At 46.4% G+C, this 21,688-nt stretch carries 22 protein-coding genes, 7 tRNA genes, 1 rRNA gene and 1 pseudogene; 17 read left to right on the top strand and 14 right to left on the bottom strand.

Annotated features, from left to right (window positions below):
- Positions 1-12 precede the first annotated feature (12 nt).
- Together rrf and TPET_RS03800 are read left to right on the top strand one after the other, a co-directional pair.
- A 5S ribosomal RNA gene (rrf, locus tag TPET_RS03805) occupies positions 13-129 on the top strand.
- Positions 130-184: 55 nt separating this feature from the next.
- The gene (locus tag TPET_RS03800; RefSeq protein ID WP_008193941.1) at positions 185-463 is read left to right on the top strand and encodes a CPF_0552 family protein; all 279 of its coding nucleotides are present in this window, start codon (positions 185-187) and stop codon (positions 461-463) included.
- 27 nt (positions 464-490) lie between these two features.
- Here the strand turns inward: TPET_RS03800 and TPET_RS03795 are convergent, their stop codons facing one another.
- Entirely contained in the window at positions 491-1,060 is a 570-nt protein-coding gene (locus TPET_RS03795) for a hypothetical protein (protein ID WP_008193938.1), read from the bottom strand.
- Positions 1,061-1,142: 82 nt separating this feature from the next.
- Between TPET_RS03795 and holA the strand changes: the two genes are divergently transcribed.
- The 4 genes from holA to glmM are packed head-to-tail and all read left to right on the top strand — an operon-like array spanning position 1,143 to position 5,328.
- The gene (gene holA / locus TPET_RS03790; protein ID WP_008193936.1) at positions 1,143-2,117 is read left to right on the top strand and encodes a DNA polymerase III subunit delta; all 975 of its coding nucleotides are present in this window, start codon (positions 1,143-1,145) and stop codon (positions 2,115-2,117) included.
- On the top strand, positions 2,086-3,279 hold the full coding sequence (locus TPET_RS03785; protein WP_008193935.1) for a TIGR04013 family B12-binding domain/radical SAM domain-containing protein: 1,194 nt from the start codon (positions 2,086-2,088) through the stop codon (positions 3,277-3,279). The genes holA and TPET_RS03785 overlap by 32 nt, the downstream gene beginning before the upstream one ends.
- A complete protein-coding gene (locus TPET_RS03780; protein WP_337998347.1) occupies positions 3,260-4,042 on the top strand; it encodes a carbon-nitrogen hydrolase family protein in 783 nt (260 codons plus the stop codon). Before TPET_RS03785 ends, TPET_RS03780 begins: the two co-directional genes overlap by 20 nt.
- Positions 4,039-5,328 carry a phosphoglucosamine mutase gene (gene glmM / locus TPET_RS03775; RefSeq protein ID WP_011943340.1) on the top strand — a complete coding sequence of 430 codons (1,290 nt, stop codon included), beginning with the start codon at positions 4,039-4,041 and terminating at the stop codon, positions 5,326-5,328. The genes TPET_RS03780 and glmM overlap by 4 nt, the downstream gene beginning before the upstream one ends.
- Here the strand turns inward: glmM and TPET_RS03770 are convergent.
- From TPET_RS03770 to TPET_RS03760, 4 genes are read right to left on the bottom strand one after another with little or no spacing between them, the layout of a single operon-like run.
- Entirely contained in the window at positions 5,308-5,757 is a 450-nt protein-coding gene (locus TPET_RS03770) for an SRPBCC family protein (RefSeq protein WP_048810864.1), read from the bottom strand. The genes glmM and TPET_RS03770 overlap by 21 nt on opposite strands.
- Positions 5,684-6,790: a cyclic di-GMP phosphodiesterase gene (locus TPET_RS03765; RefSeq protein ID WP_011943338.1), complete on the bottom strand. Its 1,107-nt coding sequence runs from the start codon at positions 6,788-6,790 to the stop codon at positions 5,684-5,686. The genes TPET_RS03770 and TPET_RS03765 overlap by 74 nt, the downstream gene beginning before the upstream one ends.
- Positions 6,765-7,010: an ATP-binding protein gene (locus tag TPET_RS09595; protein WP_238374320.1), complete on the bottom strand. Its 246-nt coding sequence runs from the start codon at positions 7,008-7,010 to the stop codon at positions 6,765-6,767. Before TPET_RS09595 ends, TPET_RS03765 begins: the two co-directional genes overlap by 26 nt.
- Positions 7,007-8,179 carry an ATP-binding protein gene (locus tag TPET_RS03760; protein ID WP_238374319.1) on the bottom strand — a complete coding sequence of 391 codons (1,173 nt, stop codon included), beginning with the start codon at positions 8,177-8,179 and terminating at the stop codon, positions 7,007-7,009. Before TPET_RS03760 ends, TPET_RS09595 begins: the two co-directional genes overlap by 4 nt.
- Positions 8,180-8,472: 293 nt before the next feature.
- On the opposite strand from TPET_RS03760, the gene TPET_RS03755 reads away from it, so the two are divergent.
- The 5 genes from TPET_RS03755 (at position 8,473) to TPET_RS03735 (ending at position 11,926) form a co-directional block, all read left to right on the top strand.
- Positions 8,473-8,548: transfer RNA gene (locus tag TPET_RS03755), tRNA-Ala, on the top strand.
- Between the two features lie 55 nt (positions 8,549-8,603).
- Positions 8,604-9,035 (top strand): tRNA (N6-threonylcarbamoyladenosine(37)-N6)-methyltransferase TrmO, encoded by a 432-nt coding sequence (tsaA, locus tag TPET_RS03750; RefSeq protein ID WP_004082829.1) that lies wholly within the window; start codon positions 8,604-8,606, stop codon positions 9,033-9,035.
- A 4-nt stretch (positions 9,036-9,039) separates the two neighbouring features.
- A complete protein-coding gene (locus tag TPET_RS03745) occupies positions 9,040-10,116 on the top strand; it encodes an iron ABC transporter substrate-binding protein (protein WP_011943337.1) in 1,077 nt (358 codons plus the stop codon).
- Positions 10,110-11,144, top strand: coding sequence for a FecCD family ABC transporter permease (locus TPET_RS03740; protein ID WP_011943336.1), 1,035 nt, complete (start codon positions 10,110-10,112; stop codon positions 11,142-11,144). The genes TPET_RS03745 and TPET_RS03740 overlap by 7 nt, the downstream gene beginning before the upstream one ends.
- Before the next feature lie 5 nt (positions 11,145-11,149).
- On the top strand, positions 11,150-11,926 hold the full coding sequence (locus tag TPET_RS03735) for an ABC transporter ATP-binding protein (protein WP_011943335.1): 777 nt from the start codon (positions 11,150-11,152) through the stop codon (positions 11,924-11,926).
- A gap of 54 nt (positions 11,927-11,980) precedes the next feature.
- On the opposite strand, the gene TPET_RS03730 is transcribed toward TPET_RS03735, so the two are convergent.
- The 7 genes from TPET_RS03730 to TPET_RS03700 all read right to left on the bottom strand — a co-directional run bounded on the left by TPET_RS03730 (position 11,981) and on the right by TPET_RS03700 (position 14,143).
- Positions 11,981-12,244, bottom strand: coding sequence for a stage V sporulation protein S (locus TPET_RS03730; RefSeq protein WP_004082838.1), 264 nt, complete (start codon positions 12,242-12,244; stop codon positions 11,981-11,983).
- A 70-nt stretch (positions 12,245-12,314) separates the two neighbouring features.
- Positions 12,315-12,391, bottom strand: a tRNA-Arg gene (locus tag TPET_RS03725).
- Positions 12,392-12,396: 5 nt separating this feature from the next.
- Positions 12,397-12,472, bottom strand: a tRNA-His gene (locus tag TPET_RS03720).
- 10 nt (positions 12,473-12,482) lie between these two features.
- Positions 12,483-12,559: transfer RNA gene (locus tag TPET_RS03715), tRNA-Arg, on the bottom strand.
- Between the two features lie 11 nt (positions 12,560-12,570).
- Positions 12,571-12,646 (bottom strand) — tRNA-Gly (locus TPET_RS03710).
- Between the two features lie 88 nt (positions 12,647-12,734).
- The gene (locus tag TPET_RS03705) at positions 12,735-13,523 is read right to left on the bottom strand and encodes an ABC transporter permease (RefSeq protein WP_011943334.1); all 789 of its coding nucleotides are present in this window, start codon (positions 13,521-13,523) and stop codon (positions 12,735-12,737) included.
- Positions 13,523-14,143 carry an ABC transporter ATP-binding protein gene (locus TPET_RS03700; RefSeq protein ID WP_011943333.1) on the bottom strand — a complete coding sequence of 207 codons (621 nt, stop codon included), beginning with the start codon at positions 14,141-14,143 and terminating at the stop codon, positions 13,523-13,525. The genes TPET_RS03705 and TPET_RS03700 overlap by 1 nt, the downstream gene beginning before the upstream one ends.
- Positions 14,144-14,197: 54 nt before the next feature.
- Here TPET_RS03700 and TPET_RS03695 point away from each other — a divergent pair.
- Together TPET_RS03695 and TPET_RS03690 are read left to right on the top strand one after the other, a co-directional pair.
- A tRNA-Ser gene (locus TPET_RS03695) sits at positions 14,198-14,287 on the top strand.
- 13 nt (positions 14,288-14,300) lie between these two features.
- A tRNA-Arg gene (locus TPET_RS03690) sits at positions 14,301-14,377 on the top strand.
- 15 nt (positions 14,378-14,392) lie between these two features.
- Here the strand turns inward: TPET_RS03690 and TPET_RS09700 are convergent.
- Positions 14,393-15,160 (bottom strand): annotated as a pseudogene (locus TPET_RS09700) (Ppx/GppA phosphatase family protein); the annotation flags it as partial.
- Positions 15,161-15,221: 61 nt separating this feature from the next.
- Here TPET_RS09700 and TPET_RS03680 point away from each other — a divergent pair.
- Positions 15,222-15,713 carry an adenosine-specific kinase gene (locus TPET_RS03680; protein ID WP_011943331.1) on the top strand — a complete coding sequence of 164 codons (492 nt, stop codon included), beginning with the start codon at positions 15,222-15,224 and terminating at the stop codon, positions 15,711-15,713.
- 8 nt (positions 15,714-15,721) lie between these two features.
- On the opposite strand, the gene ttuA is transcribed toward TPET_RS03680, so the two are convergent.
- Complete coding sequence (gene ttuA, locus TPET_RS03675; RefSeq protein WP_011943330.1) at positions 15,722-16,636, bottom strand: tRNA-5-methyluridine(54) 2-sulfurtransferase; 915 nt, start codon at positions 16,634-16,636, stop codon at positions 15,722-15,724.
- 214 nt (positions 16,637-16,850) lie between these two features.
- Here ttuA and TPET_RS03670 point away from each other — a divergent pair, with 214 nt between their 5' ends.
- The 3 genes from TPET_RS03670 to disA are packed head-to-tail and all read left to right on the top strand — an operon-like array spanning position 16,851 to position 21,671.
- Positions 16,851-19,313 carry an ATP-dependent Clp protease ATP-binding subunit gene (locus tag TPET_RS03670; RefSeq protein WP_011943329.1) on the top strand — a complete coding sequence of 821 codons (2,463 nt, stop codon included), beginning with the start codon at positions 16,851-16,853 and terminating at the stop codon, positions 19,311-19,313.
- Entirely contained in the window at positions 19,310-20,635 is a 1,326-nt protein-coding gene (gene radA, locus TPET_RS03665) for a DNA repair protein RadA (protein ID WP_011943328.1), read from the top strand. The genes TPET_RS03670 and radA overlap by 4 nt, the downstream gene beginning before the upstream one ends.
- The gene (gene disA, locus TPET_RS03660) at positions 20,613-21,671 is read left to right on the top strand and encodes a DNA integrity scanning diadenylate cyclase DisA (protein ID WP_048810863.1); all 1,059 of its coding nucleotides are present in this window, start codon (positions 20,613-20,615) and stop codon (positions 21,669-21,671) included. Before radA ends, disA begins: the two co-directional genes overlap by 23 nt.
- Positions 21,672-21,688 lie beyond the last annotated feature (17 nt).

Raw genomic sequence — 21,688 nt, 5'->3', positions numbered from 1 at the left:
TTCGAAGTATCCCCGGGTGCCGATACTGGGGCGGGAAACACCCGGTTCCATTCCGAACCCGGCCGTTAAGCCGCCCTGGGCCGATGGTAGTATGGGGGTAGCCCCATGCGAGAGTAGGTAGCGCCCGGGGATTTGTTTTTTTATAGATCACCTTTTGTTATAATAGTAACAAGGGGGTGATATCGTGGCGGAAAAACTTCCTATAAAAACTGTGATGGCAATCCTTGTGGAAAACAGAAGAGAAACAGCAGAGAAAGTTCAAAAGATTCTCACGGCTTGGGGCTGTCTGATCAAGACAAGACTCGGCCTCCATGATGGTGTTCTCGACAACTGTTCAGAAGCGGGTCTCATAGTTCTTGAACTTGTGGGAAGTCCTGAGCAGCACAGAGAACTCTGTGACAAACTCAACAAACTTCCAGGTGTGAAAGCAGACTACATGGAACTTTCATTCGATGAAGAATGAAGCCCCTCGAAAAGAGGGACTTTTGTTTTACCAGGCGGTCCAGGTGACCCAGAGCCTCACGTTGGTGATGGTGACCGTGACGGTGGCATCAGTGGTGGACTCGTATTCGTTTTGACCAAAAATCACCCATAGAGTGACATCTTCGCCGTTGTTTATCTTGTCGAGTGCTGCTTTCAAGGCGCTTGAGTCGTTGGCGGAGATGGAAAGAGAGTATTCGGTTTTTTGAGAAGTATCTATATCGATATTCACATCTCCAGTCTCTGGAATGGACGTTGGTTCTTCAAGTGAAAAATCTATGAAACCATTAAATGTGAGGCTTCCTTCAACTGTGATCTTTCCAGACACTTCGATGTTGTGGAAATGTACTGTTCCAGGAACTCCCGCACTTTGCTGCGCGCTTTTCACATCTTCTGCTTTGATCGTGAAGCTTGTCCACCTTGCTTCTAGTGTAGTAGAACTTCCCGCTGGTACTTCGAACACCTGAGGTTCGATACCGGGGTTCCCAAGGTCGATGGGGATAGGCACCGGGATACATCCGGAAACCAGCATGAGAATACCAGCTGTGATCAGAGCCAACCAGGTGAGCACCTTTTTCATATTTTCACCTCCTTCTCTCTGAATGATAACACTTTGAAATTGTTTCTCAAAGCGTGTTAAAATCACCATGAGAGGTGATTGTATGCCGGTCACGTTTCTCACAGGCACTGCAGAGACTCAGAAAGAAGAATTGATAAAGAAACTACTGAAGGATGGAAATGTGGAGTACATAAGGATCCATCCGGAGGATCCTGACAAGATCGATTTCATAAGGTCTTTACTCAGGACAAAGACGATCTTTTCCAACAAGACGATCATTGATATCGTCAATTTCGATGAGTGGAAAGCGCAGGAACAGAAGCGTCTCGTTGAACTTTTGAAAAATGTACCGGAAGACGTTCATATCTTCATCCGTTCTCAAAAAACAGGTGGAAAGGGAGTAGCGCTGGAGCTTCCAAAGCCATGGGAAACGGACAAATGGCTTGAATGGATAGAAAAGCGCTTCAGGGAAAATGGTTTGCTCATCGATAAAGATGCCCTTCAGCTGTTTTTCTCCAAGGTTGGAACGAACGACCTGATCATAGAAAGGGAGATTGAAAAGCTGAAAGCTTATTCCGAGGACAAAAAGATAACGGTAGAGGACGTGGAAGAGGTCGTTTTCACCTATCAGACTCCGGGATACGATGATTTTTGCTTTGCCGTTTCCGAAGGAAAAAGGAAGATCGCTCACTCTCTTCTGTCGCAGTTGTGGAAAACCACAGAGCCCGTGGTGATTGCCACTGTCCTTGCGAATCACTTCCTGGATCTCTTCAAAATCCTCGTTCTTGTGACAAAGAAAAGATACTACACCTGGCCTGATGTGTCCAGGGTGTCCAAAGAGCTGGGAATTCCCGTTCCTCGTGTGGCTCGTTTCCTCGGTTTCTCCTTTAAGACCTGGAAATTCAAGGTGATAAACCACCTCCTCTATTACGATGTGAAGAAGGTTAGAAAGATACTGAGGGATCTCTACGATCTGGACAGAGTCGTGAAAAGCGAAGAAGATCCAAAGCCGTTCTTCCACGAGTTCATAGAAGAGGTGGCACTGGATGTATATTCTCTTCAGAGAGATGAAGAATAACTGGTACAGCCTCGCGGCCCTTCTCTCAACCATATACAGCAGGCACCTCGATGTGGAAGCAAGACCTGTGAAGTTTGAGGAAATAAAGAAGTTCCCTCCAGAAAAGACCATCGTTGCCTATTCCTTCATGAGTTTTGACCTTGATACCGTCAGAGAGGAAGTCAAAACATTGAAGGAAAGGGGATACACGCTCATCGCGGGAGGACCGCATGTGACAGCCGATCCAAAAGGCTGCTTGAGAATGGGATTCGATCACGTTTTCACGGGGGATGGAGAGGAGAATATTTTGAGGTTCTTGATGGGGGAGAGAAAAAAGATCTTCGATGGTATCTCAAAGAGAGTCAACTTGAACCACTACTCACCTTTCCTACCTTCGAAAGGAATCTACATGCCCATCGAAATCACGAGGGGATGCCCGTTTTCTTGTGCGTACTGTCAGACACCGATCATCGCTGGAAGACAGGTGAGACACCGTGATGTGGACGTCGTTGTTCACTACGCGAAACTCGGTGTGAAACACGGAAGGAAGCTCGCTCGTTTCATAGCTCCCAACTCCTTCGGCTATGGTTCGAAGAATGGAGTAACACCCAATGTAGAGAAGATAGAAGAACTCCTGTATGGACTCAAAAGGGTTGGTATCGAAGAAATATATTTCGGAACGTTTCCTTCCGAAGTGAGGCCAGAGTCTGTGACCGACGAAGTACTCAAAGTGGTGAAAAAGTACGTCAACAACCGTTCCATAGTGATAGGTGCCCAGAGCGGAAGCGACAGGATCTTGAAGATCATAAAGCGTGGCCACACGGTTGAACAGGTAGAGGAAGCGATAGAAAAGATCTCTCTTCACGGTTTTATTCCACACGTTGATTTCATATTCGGCTTCCCGTTCGAAACGGAAGAGGATGTGGAGAAAACTTTCAGCTTTATTGTTAAAATAGTGGAGAGATACGGCGCAAAGATCCATGCGCACACCTTCATGCCGCTTCCCGGGACGGAACTTTTCAATGCTGGGCCCGGAAGACTCACAGAGGTTCATTACAAATTTCTGGGGAGGCTCGCTTCAAAGGGTATTCTCGACGGTTACTGGATGAAGCAGGAAATGCTTGCGAGGAAGGTGTACGAAATTGCGAGTGGCGGCAGTACAGATGTTACCAGCGATCGGTGACTTCGAAGGAAATCTGGAGAGAATAGAACAGTTCATAGAGATGGCTGTTTCGGAAGGAGCCGAAGTCGTTGTCTTTCCGGAGCTCACAATCAGTGGGTACACCTGGGACGAGGCGATTCTGAAAAGGGGAGCCTTGTTTTTTTCAGAAGTCGCAAAGAAAAAGCTCTTGAAGCTTTCAAGGGAAGGACAGATACTGATAGCTGTTGGTACACCAAGGATCGTTCTGGGAAAGCTCAGAAACTCGCTTGTGATTTTCAAGAAGAAAAAGGAATTGCTTTTCTACGATAAAACACATCTCTTTCGTGGAGAGAAAAACGTCTTTGAACCTGGGGAGTATTTTCTTGTGTTTTCTTACAGAGGGGTAGTTTTTGGCACGTTGATCTGTTATGAGATCGGCTTCCCTGAAATATCACGTATTTTAACATTCAAAGGGAGTAAAGTGATTCTCTCAGCCTTTGCTTTTGGGAAGGCTCGGGGGCACACGTACGATGTTGCCACGAGATCCAGGGCAGTTGAGAACGGAGTTTTCCTTGTGGCATCCTCCATGTGCGGCGAAGGTTTTGTGGAATTCGTCGGAAGAACGAGGATAGTGGGTCCAAACGGAAAGGTTATGAACGAGATAGAGAGCGGTGAGGGTTTGATATGTGAAAACCTGGATCCGGATGCTGTTTATCATTACAGATACAGCGAAGAAGGAGATTCTCACGCATACCTTAGAAACTACATGTCTCATCTTTACACGCTTCAAAAAGGGAGGTTATGAGGGTGAAATACTTTGGAACCGACGGGATAAGGGGAGTCTTTGGTGAAACGCTCACGGACGAGCTGGCCTTCAAGGTGGGCAAAGCGCTGGGAGAGATTGTCGGAGAAGGAAGAGTCATTGTGGGAAAGGACACGAGAGTTTCGGGGGATTCGCTCGAGGCGGCTATTTCCGCTGGCCTCACGTCTATGGGGGTGGACGTCCTTCTGTGCGGCGTCCTTCCGACGCCCGCGGTGGCTCTCCTCACGAGGATCACCAGGTCGTTCGGTGTTGTCATTTCGGCTTCTCACAATCCTCCAGAATACAACGGTATAAAGGTGTTGAAAGGTGGATACAAGATACCAGATGAGATGGAAGTGAAAATAGAAGAAAAAATAGAAAGCGGCTATTTTCCAGTTCGCTCGGTTGTCGGCAGGACAAAATCGTTCAGAGAAGGAAGAGACATGTACATCGGAGCGGTTCTTGAAATATTCAGGGATCTCGATCTCACGGGTGAGATGGTATCCCTTGACCTTGCGAACGGTGCCACCACGACAACGGCCAAAGAGGTTTTTGAATTCCTTGGAGCGAAGGTAGAGGTGTTCAATGACTCCCAGGACGGACTTCTCATAAATCAAGGGTGTGGCGCCACTCATCCCAGGTTTTTGGCTGAAGAGATGAAGAACGGGAAGGTAGGATTCACCTTCGATGGTGATGGAGACCGTGTGATAGCTGTAGACGAAGAAAGAAACGTTGTGAACGGAGATAGGATCATAGGAATCCTCGCAGTTGGGTTGAAAGAAGAGGGGCGTCTAAACAGCGATACCGTGGTGGGTACCGTTATGACGAATGGAGGTCTCGAAGATTTTCTCAAAGAAAGAGGAATAAAGCTTCTTCGAACGAAGGTTGGAGACAAATACGTCCTTGAGAAGATGATCGAAAGTGGAGCGAATTTGGGAGGAGAGAGATCCGGTCACATAATAATCCTCGACAGAAGCACTACGGGAGATGGTTTGATAACCGCTTTGGAGCTGATGAGAGTTCTCAGGCGATCAGGAAGAAATCTTTCTGATTTTGCGAAGGAGATACCAGATTATCCGCAGATCACAAAGAACGTAAGGAGAACGGAGCGAATGTCTCTCGAAAATGAGAATCTGAGAAAGATCGTTGAAGAGAGCACTTCCAGGGGCTACCGTGTGGTGATAAGACCGTCCGGTACAGAGCCCGTTGTAAGAATCACGGTTGAAGGGAAAGACAGAGAGGAGATAGAAAAGATCGTGGAGGAGATTTCAAGGGTTCTCGAGAGTTGATATCCCGTATTCTATCCATATCTTCGCGAGGGTCAACATTTCTCCCCATCCGACCGCGCATTCGAGCTTTATTTTCATGTCCTCTTCGCTGAGGACTATTGTGTGGTCTTCTATCTGAATCCAGGTACCGTTGTAGCTGGAAGGAAAGAACTCCATCTTGACACGGGATCTGAATCCATCTTCGTATGTGTTCCAGGAGAACTCTATGAGATTTGGAGGTTCTAACCTATGGATGATGCCTTCGTCCGTCACTTCCTCCCCGAACGTTTTTCTGAACCACCTGAAGAAGATCTTTCCCCCTTCTTTCAGCTCCATCTTCATGCCATCAGTGAACCAGCCGTCCCAGCCGTTTTCGTTAACGAATACCCTCCACACCTTCTCCAGAGGAGCTCTGATGTGAACGCCTGCCGTTGTTGGAGGTATCTTCATCCTTCTCCCTCCTGTAGACATCAGTTATTTCTTTTTCCAGTTTCAGGAAGGCTTCGACTACTTCTGGTGAATAGAGCTTTCCGGAGAGGGATTCTATCTCTCTGAACGCTTCTTCAAGTGGTTTTGGGTTTTTGTAGGGTCTTTTGGAAACCATGGCGTCGAAACTGTCCGCCACCGCTACGATGAGACCAGAAATGGGTATTTCTCTTCCTTTCAGTCCTCTGGGATATCCGGACCCATCCCATCTTTCGTGGTGTGTGAGAGCGATTTCTGCTCCAAGTTGAAGAATAGGGGAGTTGCTCCGGCTGAGGATCTTGAATCCGATGGTGGTGTGTTGTTTCATGATTTCGAATTCTTCCGGTGTGAGGATGCCAGGCTTCAGCAGGATTCTATCGGGTATTCCGATCTTTCCAATATCGTGGAGAGGAGCGGCAAACTGTATCTCTGTGACGAAAACTTCGCTCATCCCCATCTCTTCAGCGATCCTTCCTGAGAGCCATCCAACCCTCTCTGTGTGTCTGTGTGTTTCCATGTCTCTGTATTCGGAAAGCATGTTCAATATTTCCAGAACCTCAAAGAGGAAGTCTTCGTATTCTGTGAAGAATTCCTCTGCGGTCTTTTCCAAAAGAAAGAGTTTTTTCTTCAACGATTTCAGGTAGCTGTTTCTGTACAGATGGAAGACTCTGTTTCTGAGTGCGTGGGTTATTTTCAGTCTCAACAGTTCGAGATTGACAGGTTTTTTAATAAAATCGTCGGTTCCCACCTCCACACATTTTTTTATTATTCCGGTGTCGTCATACGCAGTTACGACGAAGACCACACAGGATGGATTCTTCGCTTTTATCTTGTTCACCACTTCTATTCCACTCATCCCTGGAAGCATCACATCCACCAGTGCGACATCGACGTCTTTCGAAAGTTCGACGGCTTTCTCTCCGTTTTCTGCTTCGATCACGTCGATGCCTGAGAGTTTCAGATACTGTCCCATGGCTTCCCGCGTGATGTCATCATCCTCTACGATCAGTACTGTCATTTTTATCCCTCCTGAGGGGAAGGGTTATTATGAATGTGGTACCATCCTTTTTTATGACCTCCATCGAACCGTTCAGATAGTTCACCAGTTTCTTCACTGTGAATAGTCCAAATCCGTTCTGTTCTTTCAGCCCCGGTCCTGTGTCGGAAACACGCAAGTTGATTTTATCATTTTTCTTTTCTATTTTGAGAGCCACTCTTCCGGAGGGAGTGTACTTCACCGCGTTCGAAAACAGGTTCGTGACCAGTGGAAAGCATCTCTGTCGATTTCGAGTTCGTCGAATTCCATTTCGATATCTGTTTCGAGGTTCTTGAGCCGAGCCATTTCCAGAAGCGGCTCCAGGGCTTTTTCCAGGTCATCTTTTCTCAGAACTTCGTTTCTTCCTATCGACGCTTTGAGAATCCTTTCTATCTCTTCTGTCATCTCGTGGCAGAGTTTTTCTATGTTTCTAACCACGGGCGAGGTCTCCGGGAACTGTCGTTTCAAGAGCTGAGCACTCACGTAAATGGCATTCACCGGGTTTTTCAAATTGTGTGCGAGGTTTTTGGTGAGTACAACGTACATGTCCTGGAATTTTTGTTTTTCTTCCAGGAAAGATACGTACTCCTCAACAAAGTTTGAAAAAGTGTCTCTTAACTCTGGAAAGCAAGAGGACAATTCTTGCGAAAAATATTTGTTGAAGATCTCTCTCACTCTGTTTTGATCTTCCTCACGCAAAATTTCCGGTATGATTCGCAGGACTTCGATGAGAAAATTGTAAAGGTTCGTGACGACAGAAGAGATTCGTTCGGGAGGGATTCCGAGTTCCTTTGAGAGCTTTTCCGCTTCTTTTTTGGGTGTCTCCACGTACTTTTTCACGAAATGCCACATCAAAAAGATGCTGCCCGATGTTACATGATAGGGGTATGCACTTCTGAAAAAGTAAAAGAAGATCGAGGAAATGGAATAAAGAAACAAACTCACTGAAAGGAGTGTTGCCTGCGGTTTTTTGATGAGGAGAAGGAGTGAAAAAAGAGCGAGCGAAACACTTTCAAAGTAGAAAACCAGATTGAATCTCAAAACTGATACAGCGAAAAGAATAACAAATGTGAGAACAACGAGCCATTTGAAATAATTCTTTTTCTTCCCGATCAGGAAGAGAAAGGAACCTTCAGCGAGGATCAGCTTGGAGCTACTCAAAAACATCCACGCGTTTTCTGGATTCATGAGGAAAACTCGAAGAAAAAAGAGAGAAAACAGAGAGGAAAGCAAACACGAAAAAGTGAGGACGTTCAAATCCTCGTCTTTTCTTGAGCTGGTGTAGTGTGTGAAAAACGAGAGAAAAAGCGCTACAAAATTCAGAACGGAAACGACCACCACGTTTGTCGTTTCAGGAAAGAAAAAATACATAACGACCATACCAAAAAGCGAAACTATGATAAAGGGTCCATACTATCTATCCCCTGATTTAATCTAACATATAAAACCGGGGTATGTCAACAAATATTATAAACTATCGTTTTTTTGATTATTATAAAACTCATTTTAATTGTTGATTCTTTATCATAACGAATTCAAATATGTTTTTATGCATAATATTTACAGAGTACGATGATTCCCCAACCAAAGTTTTATTTCTATAAAAATCTCCGAGCGAAGACTTGAATAAAGGGAAGAGATCGAGTATAATAAATCACGGATGTGGGGCCGTAGCTCAGCTGGGAGAGCGCTACCTTCGCACGGTAGAGGTCGTGGGTTCAAATCCCATCGGCTCCACCAAAGAGCCCCTGCGTGTGCAGGGGGTTATTTTTTTAATTTAAAGGGGGAATTGAGGATGTTTCTGTTGAAACAGATTGGTGTGATTAGATCTCCTTTCAAAAGTCCTTCCGAATGCCCTTTCCAAGGGAGATTTTCTCAGGAAAGATTTACGATTGAACTCTTTCCTGAATACGAAGAAGGGTTGAAGGACATCGAAACGTGTACACATCTGATCGTTCTTTACTGGCTTGACAGAGCGAACAGAGACAGATTGATCGCCATTCCACCGTTTGACAAACGTGAGCATGGTGTCTTCGCGACGCGCTCTCCCCACAGACCGAATCCCATCGGTTTTTCTGTTGTGAAACTTTTAGAAGTGAGAGGTAGGGAGCTGGTTGTGGAGGGACTGGACGCTGTTGATGGAACCCCCGTCGTCGATATCAAACCGTATTCTTCGAAAATAGACTGCGTAGAGAACGCCAGAATTGGATGGTTCGAGGAGGTGTAGAGAAATGAAATTCAAGGTTTTCATCTCTGTTTTTCTGATTCTCTCGATCGTGTTGTTTTCGGAAGGAATTGTGATAAAGGATCTTCTTGGAAGAGAAGTAGAAGTTCCTTCGAACGTGAATCGAATCGTGGCGGTGGGTCCCGGGGCGCTCAGGTTGATTGCGTATTTGAAAGCCACCGATATGGTTGTCGGTGTGGAAGACTTTGAGAAACTCAGACCTTACGGGAGGCCTTACATAGTTGCGTATCCGGAGCTCAAGGAACTTCCGAGTGTTGGCCCTGGAGGACCAGGAAAGCTTCCAAATCTGGAGTCTTTGATAACTCTGCAACCCGACGTTGTCTTTATAACGTACGTTGACAGAAAGACGGCGCAGGACATACAGGAGAAAACGGGGATTCCCGTTGTCGTACTCAGTTACGGAGATCTCGGGACATTTGAAGACGAGGATCTCTTCAGATCGCTCGAACTGGCGGGAAAGATTCTTGGAAGAGAAGAAAGAGCCCATGAAGTGGTTGATTTCATAAAGAAAGCGCAGGAGGATCTCTCGACTCGATCTGAGGCTGTCGAAAGTCCTACTGTCTACGTTGGTGGAATCGGATACAAAGGAGTTCATGGAATCGATAGCACGGAGGCGAAGTATCCTCCTTTCGTGGTCCTACACGCGAGGAACGTTGTGCACGGGTTGGGAGAAGGACACAAATTCATAGATCCTGAGAAGCTACTCGTTTGGGATCCAGAGTACATTTTCATCGATGAAAACGGTTTGAGCCTCGTACTGGACGATTATTCGAAACACAGAGAGTTCTATGAGAGTTTAAACGCTGTTAAAAGAGGGAAAGTCTACGGCATTCTCCCTTACAATTACTACACCACCAACATCGGAACGGCTCTGGCCAATGCGTACTTCATCGGAAAAGTCCTCTATCCCGAACGTTTTGCCGATATCGATCCGGAGGAAAAGGCGGATGAAATTTATGAATTCCTTCTCGGAAAAAGGGTTTACGAGGAGATGGCTGAGCAATTTGGAGGATTTGGAAAGATAGATCTTTCTTCAGGAAAGATCCTCCGTGGAACATGGTGATTTACAGAAATTACGTTGCGAGAAGAATTTTCACGATTCTACTTTTATCGTTTTTGCTGGTGCTTGTAGGGATCTATTCTCTATCACATGGCGGCTATTCTCTGTCGTTCAAAGATATTATCGGCGCATTTCTGGGGAAGGGTGACAGGAAAGCACAACTTGTGATCTGGAGCGTCAGATTTCCAAGGGTGGTCGCTGGTATCCTCGTTGGTGCTTCCTTGGCAGTCTCCGGAGCTGTTATGCAGGGAGTTTTGAAGAATCCTCTTGCCAGTCCCTTTACAACGGGTACATCTCATGGTGCTATGTTCGGCGCTTCCTTAGCCATCGCACTGGGAGCGGGGTATTCTGAGAGTACTGGTAGTGTCACACTGAACAATCCCTACACTATTGCTCTCTTCGCTTTTCTCGGGGCGATGAGTTCTTCTCTCGTCATTTTTTTGATGGGAAAACTAAAAGAAATCACTCCGGAAGCGATGGTGCTGATGGGCGTTGCCATGGGTTCTCTTTTCACGGCTGCCACCGCGTTGATCCAGTACTTTGCCGATGATCTGGAACTCGCCACGATGGTTTATTGGAGCTTTGGAGATCTTGGAAGGACAACCTGGAGAGAAAACATCATACTTCTGGTGGTCTTTTTGACGGTTTTCGCTTACTTCCTCTGGAAGGCGTGGGATATCAACGCGATGGTTGTGGGAGATGAAATCGCAAAGTCGACGGGGATTGAAGTGGAAAAAGTGAGATTGATTCTGGTAGTGCTTTCTACTTTGCTGACAGCTATCAGTGTGGCGTTCGTCGGTATAATCGGTTTCATAGGACTGCTGGCACCCCACATGATGAGAATCTTCTTTGGGGAAGATTACAGATTTTTGATTCCCCTCTCAGCGCTGTGTGGTAGTGTTTTGCTGTTATCGGCCGATACTGTGGCACGTGTTCTTCTCTCTCCTACAGTTCTTCCTGTGGGGATTGTGACTTCTTTTCTCGGGGCACCTCTTTTCATCTATCTGCTCCTTCAAAGTAAGGAAAGGTGACAGAGATGCTTCGAATAATGAACCTCTCGTTCAGTTACAGAAGCAAAAAAGTTCTGGATAATGTCACTTTTAGCGCGCGGAAGGGAGAGCTCATCGCTATCTTGGGGCCAAACGGTGCGGGAAAGAGCACGTTGTTGAAGTGCGTAGCGGGTATCTTGAAGTGCCAGGGTGTAGAGATTTTTGGTAAACCTCTCGAGCACTACACCAGAAGAGATCTGGCTAGGATAATAGGGTACGTTCCACAGCGATTCGATCCCGGTATGTTGAACGTTTACAATCTGATCCTTCTCGGAAGAAAGCCATACGTAAGCGTCAGCCCTTCAAAGAGGGATATCGAAGTTGTAAACAGAGTGGTTGAACGATTGAATCTCCAACATCTGGTGTTTCAGAGAGCGAAGAATTTGAGCGGTGGTGAGCTTCAAAAAGTGAATATTGCCAGGGCACTCGTTCAGGAGCCGGAGATCCTTTTACTGGATGAGCCGACGAACAACCTCGATCCAAAAAATCAGATCGAGATCATGGAGATAGTTCAAGATTTCGTGAAATCAGGAAAGATTGCACTAGTCGTGATGCATGAGATAAACCTGGCTCTGCGATTTGCTGATAGGTTCATTTTCATGAAAGATGGAAAGATCGTAAGCGACGGTGAAAGAGCGATTTTGACACCTGATCTGTTCTGGGAAGTGTACGGGGTGAACGGAGTTGTGAGGGAGATTCTCGACACACCTGTTTTTGTTCTGAGGGGCAAAGAATCTCCGGGACCCCGTGAAAACACTGACTAACAAAACAAAAATCCCCGCACTTGCGGGGATTTCGTTCGTTTTTCTCGTCAGAGTTCAATCTTTTGGGAAGACAATGAACTTGATTGCCGTTCTGGTTTCTCCGTTGATCTGAACTTCTGCAAAGGCGGGAACGCAAACAAGGTTGATCCCACTTGGAGCAAGATAACCTCTTGCGATGGCTATAGCTTTCACGGCCTGGTTAACAGCACCCGCGCCAATTGCCTGAAGTTCGGCCTTCCCCTTTTCTCTGATAACTCCTGCGAGAGCTCCTGCGACTTTGTTGGGGTTGGAATTAGAAGCAACTTTGAGTACTTCCATGTGTTCCTACCTCCTCTACGGTGAGTGTTCTTCTATGCTTTTCAGCGACATTGGTTTATTGGTTTTCGAGTGGCGCGCCCGGCAGGACTCGAACCCGCAACCATCGGATCCGAAGTCCGACGCTCTATCCAGTTGAGCTACGGGCGCGTCTCTGGGGTGACCAGCGGGACTCGAACCCGCGACCACCTGATCCACAGTCAGGCGCTCTACCAACTGAGCTATGGTCACCACGAAAAAATGGCGCGCCCGGCAGGACTCGAACCTGCAGCCCTCGGATTAGAAATCCGATGCTCTATCCTGTTGAGCTACGGGCGCACCAGAAACGTTGGAGCGGGCGACGGGACTCGAACCCGCAACCCTCGGCTTGGAAGGCCGATGCTCTACCAGTTGAGCTACACCCGCCCTTCAAAGACCCTCCAAGCACTAAAAATATTATCATAACTCTCTGGGAACGTCAAGTGGGGTGTACAATGCATGAGTTTTGTTGACATTAAACGATCAGCTGATCTTCTCTGTTGAAGAAAGCTTTGTATCCCAGATAGAGAAACACACTCACACTGATCGTGACTCCACCGAGTATTCCAAGCATTATTGCGATCTGATACTTTATCGCAGTGATCGGAGAAGCTCCAGAGAGGATCTGTCCCGTCATCATGCCTGGGAGAAACACGATACCCATGCCAATCATGGAGTTGAGAGTTGGCAGTATCGCCGAATCGAACGCCCTGTCACTGAACATTCTCACAGCGTCTTTTGGCCTTGCCCCCAGCATCAAAGCGGCTTCCACAATATCTTTTTGAATTGTTATTGACTCAGAGAGTGTCTTCACTCCTAGTGAAACACCGGTCATGGAGTTTCCGATGATCATACCCGCAAGAGGGATCACGTACCTCGGATCGAACCAGGGAGAGATCCTGACTACCACATACAGAAAGTACACAAGGCTGAGAAGCGTTCCCGTACTCACAGAGATCGCTATGAAGAACTCCAGACGTTTTTTCACCTTCGATGGAAGAGAAAGCCTTGCCCTTTTGTAAACGTTGTAGATGGCGAATATCTCCATAACGAGAACTGCCAGAACTGTGTAGAGAGGTGAAGGATGATCGAGTATGTAACTCAGTACAAATCCTGCCAGCACCAGCTGGAAAGTCATCCTGATGGATGCCACCAGAACTTCTTTTTCCCGCGGTATCCTTCTTATTCTCAATATGAACATCAGAATCACAACGAAAATGTAGGCGCTCAAAAGCTGTATCAGGCCGATATCAACTGGTCCCATCACAAAACCCTCCCGTTTTTGAGTTCGATCAACACATCTGCGAATTTTTTCAATTCCGGGTTATGAGTCACTATGACAAGCGTTTTCTCCCGATTTTTTGCAAAGTTAGACACTTTTTTGATGATTTCAATGCCGGTTTTTTCGTCCAGAGAGGAAGTGGGTTCATCGAGGAGCAGCACCTCAGGATCCATGAGAAGAACCCTTGCCAGAGCGAGTCGCTGTTTTTCGCCTCCGGAGAATTTTTCTGGATCATCGTTCAGGTCTTTTTCGAGCATAACGAACTTTAAGATGTTTCTCAACTCTTCATCGTGTGGTATCTTTTTTCCAGAAAATTTCAAGCCTAAGATAAGATTTTCCTTCACGTTTCCGGGAAACACAACAGGAAACTGAGGAAGCATCACCACTTTCCGTCTGAGTTCAACCGAATCGATCTCTTTCAATGGTGTGCCTTTGAAGAAAATCTCTCCACTATCCGGTGAAATAAGTTTGTTCAGCATCTTCAGAAGAGTTGTTTTTCCTGTGCCGCTCTTTCCTGTAATAACGGTAATTTTTCGTGGCGGAATGTGGAGTTCTTCAATGTTTAATATGTCCTTGTATTTCACATTCTTTAAAACAAACACGATTTTTCCTCCCCTTGAATATTCATGAATATGTTGCTATAATAGATGACAGGTGGAGAGGTGGCCGAGCGGCCGAAGGCGCTTGCCTGCTAAGCAAGTGTGGGGGTTTCCCCACCGTGGGTTCGAATCCCACCCTCTCCGCCAGTTTTTTGTATATGTGCCCGTAGCTCAGTTGGATAGAGCGCCAGACTGCGGATCTGGAGGTTGGGGGTTCGAATCCCCCCGGGCACGCCACCTTTTCTCAAGGATCTCCCACACTATTCCGTATCTGTAACCCCTAGTGCTCACTGTCATCTTCGGCGAATATTTTCTCAAAAGAGCAACGGTTACGATTCCTCCTGCGAGTATTGTTTTCTCTCGTCCTACGGGAAGCACATTCAAATTCTTCACGTCTTCAAAACTCAGCCTTTTGATCTTGTCCACGAGTCTTTCAACCTCTTCTAATTTTAAAACGCTTCCGTGAAGAATTTCCAGGTCCCATTTTCCTTTCATCAATGCAGCGAGCGCGACAAAACTTCCTCCAACTCCAAAAAGTTCGTCCTTTTTTACCTTGGGAAGTCGCTTCATCACGTATTCAACTATTCCGTCCACCGATTCGATGTATGGAAGCGTCAAGGAAAAAGTGCGATTCAGTACATGTGTTCCAAGTTCTAAACTAACGTATCCGTCTTTCCAGGCGAGTTCGAGGCTACCTCCACCGAGATCAGCCACCATGATATCCCTTTTCCCGAAATCTTTCGCCACAGAAATATAAGAGTAGTACGCTTCTTTTTCTTCCGGTAAAATCTCTCCCCGGTCCCCTGTTATCTGTTGGAAGATGTCGGGATGCCTTCTGAAAAATGCCGTTCCAAATACGTGAAGTTCCGCCCCCATTTTTTCAGCTTTTTCCACACATTCTTTGAACACCTCTTTCGCCTTCTCGAGGTTTCCGGAGGCTATTCCGACTTCGTAAACCTCTTCAAGAACGGTCTTCCCTTTCTCCGAAACGACAAGGAGAATGAAGGAGTTGCTCCCCATATCCAGCACTGCGATCATTTCCCCACCTCCTGGTGTTAGAATATTCCTGGGAGGTGAAAGCGTGAGTATACAGCTCGAGGTCGTGGACGTTGCCATTCCGGAAAATGCCAATATTATTCTGGGACATTCTCATTTTATCAAGACGGTTGAGGATCTGTACGAGGTGATGGTGACAACGAATCCAAACCTCAAGTTCGGTATAGCCTTCAACGAAGCGAGTGGGCCGTGTCTCATCAGGCACGAAGGAAACGACGAAGAGTTAGTGAATCAGGCGATCGAAACGGCGAAGAAAATAGGTGCCGGCCACACCTTTGTGATCTACATAAGAGGTGGTTATCCCATCAACATCCTGAACCAGATCAAGAACGTTCAGGAGGTATGCAGGATATACACGGCAACAGCGAATCCTTTACAGGTGATCGTGGGTATCACTTCTCAGGGAAGAGCGGTACTCGGAGTGGTTGACGGGTACTCACCCAAAGGTGTGGAAGGCGATGAAGACAAAAGGAAAAGACACGCGTTTCTCAGGGAGATCACAAAGTACAAAAAATGATCCCCCGCTCATGCGGGGGCCTTGTTTTTTCTTTTCTCTACCTGTTTTCTGAGTCTGCAGAAGGAACACACCTCTGCCGTCGTTGGATAACCACATTCTTTGCATTCCCTGAGTCCTTCCACTTCGAATTTTGGCTCTTTTTTTCTTTTCAAAAACCCAAGATAGAAATTCAGCGTGATTCCGGGTTGTTCTTCTTCGAGTTCCCGCAGGATCTTTTTGTATACGAGTGAAGTTGCTCCCACGGAGAATGGACAGGCCATCTCGAGGTGTGGTATCTCGTTCAGAGTTGCGTACAGTTTTATGTCTTCTTCGTAGTTCAAAACGAGTGGTTTGGCCTTTGGAACGAGTTTTTCATGGGTTTTTGGAAGGAGCGGCCACTGCCTCTCCAGATATCCTTCCTGCCAGTGAAGGATGTTTCCCAGCAAAACGGACGCTTCATCGTTCAGGTTGTGCCCCGTGACCACCACATCGTAACCGTTTTCGTAGGCAAATTTGTTCATGAGATACCTTCTCACGACCCCACAAATAGAACAAACAGGTCTCCTCAACATAATGGAGATTTCCTGAGTGGAAAGGCCTCCGAAGTATTCCGTTGCATCGACTATGTGAAGTTTAGTGTTGAGAAGCTCTGCGTTTTTTTCAACGATTTCCTGAGCTTTCTGGACCATTCCGCTTTTTCCGGCTCTGATGAACAGTGCGTCCACCTCGTAGCCAAGTTTTTTCAACATGTGCCACAGGGAAACACTGTCCTTTCCACCGGAAACAGCTATCAATATTTTCGAATTTCTGCCGAACATTTTGAACTTTTTTATCGCTTTCTCCACCCTTTGTTCTATGAATTCGTTGAAGTGTTCTTTGCAGAGCTTTATGTTGTAGTGTCTCAACTTAACCGAGGCGGGTTTTCCACACTTGGTACACTTCATTTTTTCCCTCCTTTCGAGAAAAGTGTCGTTTAAATTCGGTTCGATTAAATTGTATCATGGATATTTCACCGGTTGTAGATCCGTACGAAAAATCGAATTTGGTGAATCTAATTGTTACCTTTTGCTTTACTTCTGAGAGAACTTTGAACATTTCTGAAAGATGTTATGTCCATAAGGGTGATATAATGAAATTGGAAGACCCGGAGGTGATACTATGTTTGATAAGTTCTCGGAGAAGACAGCTCAGATATTTGTAACAGCCCAGGAGGAGGCAAAAGAACTCGGGCATTCGTACGTCGGAACGGAGCACCTTCTGCTTGCAATTCTAAAAGTAGATAGAAGCCCGGCCGTCGAACTCCTGGAAGAAATGGGAGCCTCGTACTCCAAGGTGAGATCCGAGATCATCTCCATGGTTGGCATGGGGATGAGAGGCTTTGTCCCTTCTCCTCAGATGACTCCAAGAGCCAAAAGAGTGACCGAACTCGCATACGAAGAGGCGAAGATTCTTGGAAGTGACAAGATAAACCCGGAGCATCTTCTCCTTGGTATTCTGAGAGAGGGAGAAGGGATTGCAATACACATTCTGAGGAAACTTGGAGTAGATATCGCCACTCTGAGAAGAGAGATCATTGATATCTACTCTTACTCCTCGAACAAAAGCCTGGAGTACGAAGAAGAAGAGGATTACACTTACAGAAGTGTGAAACAACTTGAAGGCTTCGGTGTGAACCTCACGGAACTTGCAGCTAAGAAAGAACTCGACCCAGTTATTGGAAGAGAAGAAGAAATAGAGAGGGTGATGCAGGTTCTTGTCAGGAGGAAGAAAAACAATCCTGTCCTCATAGGAGATCCTGGGGTTGGAAAAACAGCGATAGTTGAAGGTCTGGCCCAGAGGATTGTTGCCGGAGATGTGCCCGAGATCTTGAAAAACAAAGTGATCTTCTCTCTTGATGTGGCAGCGCTGGTTGCGGGAACCAAGTACAGAGGTGAATTCGAAAAGAGGATGAAAAAGCTCCTTCAGATAGTGACCAAGGATAAGAACATCATCCTCTTCATAGACGAGATACACACCATAGTGGGTGCTGGATCGGCTGAGGGAGCGATCGATGCTGCGAACATTTTAAAGCCCGCTCTCGCACGTGGGGAGATAAGCTGTATAGGTGCCACTACACCGGACGAATACAGGAAGTACATTGAAAAGGATGCAGCTCTGGAGAGAAGGTTTCAGAAGATATACGTGAAAGAACCAACCGAGGAAGAGACGCTTGAAATACTGAAAGGTTTGAAGAGAAAATACGAGTCGCATCATAAGGTGATTTATACCGACAAGGCTCTGGAGGCGGCCGTTTATCTTTCCAAGAGATACATAACTGACCACTATCTACCGGACAAGGCGATCGATGTGATAGACGAGGCAGGTGCCAGAGCGAGATTGAAGGTATTTGTGCTTCCTCCAGAACTGAAGAGTATGAAATTAGAACTGGAAAGGATAAGAAGTGATAAGGAGCTCGCTGTTCTGAACCAGGATTACGAAAAAGCGGCCCAACTGAAAGAAGAGGAAATGGAGCTGGAAGCGGAATATAGAAAGAGGTACGCGGAATGGAGAAGACACGCGGAAACGGCCGTAGTGAGGGTAGACGTGGATGACGTGGCCGAGGTGGTGTCTTCCTGGACGGGCGTTCCTCTCAAAAAGATCGAAGAAACGGAAGTCGAAAAGCTTCTCAATCTCGAAGAGGCTCTCCACCAGAGAATCGTTGCTCAGGACGAAGCCATAAAAGCTGTAGCCAGGGCCATAAGAAGAGCAAGAAGTGGTTTGAAGGATCCAAGAAGGCCGATAGGTGTGTTCCTGTTCCTCGGTCCAACGGGTGTTGGAAAGACAGAGCTTGCAAAGGCGCTCGCAGAGTACCTGTTCGGGGATGAAAGGGCCCTCATCAGGTTCGACATGAGCGAATACATGGAGAGGTTCTCCGTTTCAAGGCTCATAGGAGCACCTCCAGGGTACGTGGGTTACGAAGAAGGCGGTACTCTCACGGAGAAAGTGAGAAGAAGACCGTTCTCGGTGATCCTGTTCGACGAAATAGAGAAGGCACATCCGGACGTGTTCAACATACTGCTTCAGATAATGGACGATGGAAGACTCACGGATTCTCAGGGACGTGAAGTTGATTTCAGGAACACGATCATCATCATGACCAGTAACATTGGAAGCTCTTACATCAACAAGTCCAAGAGAACACTCGGGTTTGTAGGTGACAACAACGAAGAGAAGGAATTCGAGAAAATAAAGGATCTCGTTCTGGAAGAGGTGAAAAGAACGTTCAGACCGGAGTTCCTGAACAGGATCGATGAAACGATCATCTTCCATCCGTTGAATAAAGAACACATCGAACAGATCATCGATATACTCTTGAGAGATCTAAGGAAGAGACTCTCGGAGAAGAACATGAAGCTTGTACTGACAAAGAGTGCAAAGGAGTTCTTGGTTGAAAAGGGATTCGATCCGGTTTACGGAGCAAGACCTCTGAAGAGAGCGATACAGAGATACGTGGAAGATCCTCTCTCTGAAGAGATCCTGAGAGGTAAGTTCAACGAAGGAGATACGATCGTCTGTAGGGCTCGCAAAGATGCTCTTCGATTCACCAGAAAGGGTGAAAAGAAGGAGAAGGTGGTCCAGTGAAAAAGTTCGTCTGTTCCAACTGTGGCTACGTTTCTCCAAAATGGTTCGGAAGGTGCCCTCAGTGCGGTGAATACGATACAGCAGAAGAAGTGGTTCAAAGAAGGAAAAACAGGGAGGGAAGCCCCTCCCTGTTTTTAAATTTAGAAGACGCTGGAGAAATTTCCCTTGAAAGGCTATCCACGGGTTTTTCAGAACTGGACAGGGCTTTCAGGGGAGGAATTGTTCCCGGACAGGTGATCCTGCTCTCCGGTGAACCCGGGATAGGAAAGAGTACGATAGCGCTTCAGATCGCTGAAAGGTTCGCTGAAAGGGGACTGGTTGTTTACGTTTCTGGTGAAGAATCCCCCCAGCAGTTGAAATTGAGAGCGGACAGGCTTTTGTTGAAGAGGAAAAAAAACATCCTTTTGACCTTAGAGAACGACATCGATGAAATAATATCCTCTCTGAGAAATGAAAGAGTGAGTTTCATGGTGGTTGACTCCATTCAAACGGTTTTTTCCTCAGACCTTGGAAGCAGCCCCGGAAGTATCTCTCAGGTGAAAAACGTGACGATGAAAACAATTGACTTTGCAAAGAAAAGAGGTGTGCCGGTTCTCTTAGTGGGACATGTGACGAAAGAGGGGGAAATAGCAGGACCGAAACTGGTGGAACACATGGTGGACACTGTAGCATATTTTGAGGGAGACAGGCGTACAGGATTGAGACTCTTGAAGATCACAAAGAACAGATTCGGACCTTCCGACGAAGTGGCGGTCTTTGAGCTCAAAGAAAACGGTTTCGTCCAGGTGGAGAATCCTTCCTTTACTGAAGGAGATGCGGATCTTCCAGGAAACGTCCTCACGTGTGTCTTTGAAGGCACAAAACCCTTTGTTGTACAGATACAGGCACTCGTCTCCAAAAACAGAACGTTTTCTCCCAAGAGGGTGTGTAAAGGTGTAGATGTGAACAGGGTGATGCTTCTGATTGCCGTGATCAGCAAATATCTGAGGCTTCCCATAGAAACGCACGACGTTTATGTCAACGTTGTGGGGGGACTCAGGATAACGGATCCTGCGGCGGATCTCGCGATAGCTCTTTCCATTGTGTCTTCCTATCTGGAAGTTTCTCTACACGATACGGCGGCCGTTGGTGAAATTGGTTTGGATGGAAGGGTGAGAAAGGTTTACAATATTAATAGAAGATTGAACTCTTTGAAGAATTCGGGGAGGATAATAGTTCCTCCGATCGAAGAAGAGCAAAAAGGAGTTTTTGAGGTGCGTGACCTCAAAGAGGCCGTCTCTATAATTGGGGGTGAAATCCTTGGTACCCCAGGAGCTGATTGAAAAGATAAAACTCATATCACCGGGAACGGAGTTGAGGAAAGCGCTGGATGACATAATCAATGCTAATTTTGGTGCGCTTATTTTTCTTGTTGATGATCCAAAAAAATACGAGGATATCATTCAAGGAGGATTCTGGCTGGACACCGATTTCTCTGCGGAGAAACTGTACGAGCTTTCAAAAATGGATGGTGCGATAGTTCTCTCTGAGGATATTACAAAGATATACTACGCGAATGTTCATCTCGTACCGGACCCCACGATACCGACCGGAGAAACCGGTACAAGACACAGAACAGCGGAAAGGTTGGCGAAACAAACGGGGAAAGTCGTGATAGCAGTTTCGAGGAGGAGAAATATCATATCGCTCTACTATAAAAATTACAAATACGTTGTGAATCAGGTAGATTTTCTCATATCGAAAGTGACACAAGCGATCAGCACTTTGGAAAAATACAAAGATAACTTCAACAAACTTCTTTCGGAACTTGAAGTTCTAGAACTGGAAAACAGGGTAACTCTCGCTGACGTGGTGAGAACACTGGCAAAAGGGTTCGAGCTTTTGAGGATAGTAGAGGAAATAAGACCCTACATAGTAGAGCTCGGCGAGGAAGGAAGACTCGCAAGGATGCAGCTTAGAGAGTTGACAGAAGACGTGGACGATCTTCTAGTTCTTCTCGTAATGGATTACTCTTCTGAAGAGGTGGATGAAGAGGCGGCGCAAGACATCATGCAGGACTTTGTTAAGAAAAGAGATCCCTCTCCCATTTCAATTTCGAGGGCCCTGGGATACGATGTACAGCAGGTTGCACAGTTGGATGATGTGCTCGTTTCCGCGAGAGGTTACAGGCTCCTCAAAACCGTGGCGAGAATTCCACTCAGCATTGGATACAACGTGGTTAGAATGTTCAAAACACTCGATCAGATCAGTAAAGCCTCTGTTGAGGACTTGAAGAAAGTCGAGGGAATAGGAGAAAAAAGAGCGCGGGCCATTTCAGAAAGTATCAGTTCCTTGAAGCATAGAAAAACTTCCGAGTAGTTGTGGTAATATATCCC

It is taken from the genome of Thermotoga petrophila RKU-1 (genome assembly GCF_000016785.1).
GTDB lineage: Bacteria > Thermotogota > Thermotogae > Thermotogales > Thermotogaceae > Thermotoga > Thermotoga petrophila.
The sequence above is the reverse complement of the archived record's forward strand: the minus strand, read 5'-3'. Positions and strand labels throughout refer to the sequence as shown.

What these genes read in the sequence shown, in the direction of transcription:
- TPET_RS03670 (WP_011943329.1), top strand. Translation starts at nt 16,851, where the DNA reads ATGTTTGATAAGTTCTCGGAGAAGACAGCTCAGATATTTGTAACAGCC.
- TPET_RS03705 (WP_011943334.1), bottom strand. Translation starts at nt 13,523, where the DNA reads ATGGGACCAGTTGATATCGGCCTGATACAGCTTTTGAGCGCCTACATT.
- glmM (WP_011943340.1), top strand. Translation starts at nt 4,039, where the DNA reads ATGAGGGTGAAATACTTTGGAACCGACGGGATAAGGGGAGTCTTTGGT.
- ttuA (WP_011943330.1), bottom strand. Translation starts at nt 16,636, where the DNA reads ATGAAGTGTACCAAGTGTGGAAAACCCGCCTCGGTTAAGTTGAGACAC.
- TPET_RS03730 (WP_004082838.1), bottom strand. Translation starts at nt 12,244, where the DNA reads ATGGAAGTACTCAAAGTTGCTTCTAATTCCAACCCCAACAAAGTCGCA.
- TPET_RS03745 (WP_011943337.1), top strand. Translation starts at nt 9,040, where the DNA reads ATGAAATTCAAGGTTTTCATCTCTGTTTTTCTGATTCTCTCGATCGTG.
- TPET_RS03785 (WP_008193935.1), top strand. Translation starts at nt 2,086, where the DNA reads ATGTATATTCTCTTCAGAGAGATGAAGAATAACTGGTACAGCCTCGCG.
- holA (WP_008193936.1), top strand. Translation starts at nt 1,143, where the DNA reads ATGCCGGTCACGTTTCTCACAGGCACTGCAGAGACTCAGAAAGAAGAA.
- tsaA (WP_004082829.1), top strand. Translation starts at nt 8,604, where the DNA reads ATGTTTCTGTTGAAACAGATTGGTGTGATTAGATCTCCTTTCAAAAGT.
- TPET_RS03760 (WP_238374319.1), bottom strand. Translation starts at nt 8,179, where the DNA reads ATGTATTTTTTCTTTCCTGAAACGACAAACGTGGTGGTCGTTTCCGTT.
- TPET_RS03780 (WP_337998347.1), top strand. Translation starts at nt 3,260, where the DNA reads ATGTTACCAGCGATCGGTGACTTCGAAGGAAATCTGGAGAGAATAGAA.
- TPET_RS03740 (WP_011943336.1), top strand. Translation starts at nt 10,110, where the DNA reads ATGGTGATTTACAGAAATTACGTTGCGAGAAGAATTTTCACGATTCTA.
- TPET_RS03795 (WP_008193938.1), bottom strand. Translation starts at nt 1,060, where the DNA reads ATGAAAAAGGTGCTCACCTGGTTGGCTCTGATCACAGCTGGTATTCTC.
- TPET_RS03770 (WP_048810864.1), bottom strand. Translation starts at nt 5,757, where the DNA reads ATGAAGATACCTCCAACAACGGCAGGCGTTCACATCAGAGCTCCTCTG.
- TPET_RS03765 (WP_011943338.1), bottom strand. Translation starts at nt 6,790, where the DNA reads ATGACAGTACTGATCGTAGAGGATGATGACATCACGCGGGAAGCCATG.
- TPET_RS03735 (WP_011943335.1), top strand. Translation starts at nt 11,150, where the DNA reads ATGCTTCGAATAATGAACCTCTCGTTCAGTTACAGAAGCAAAAAAGTT.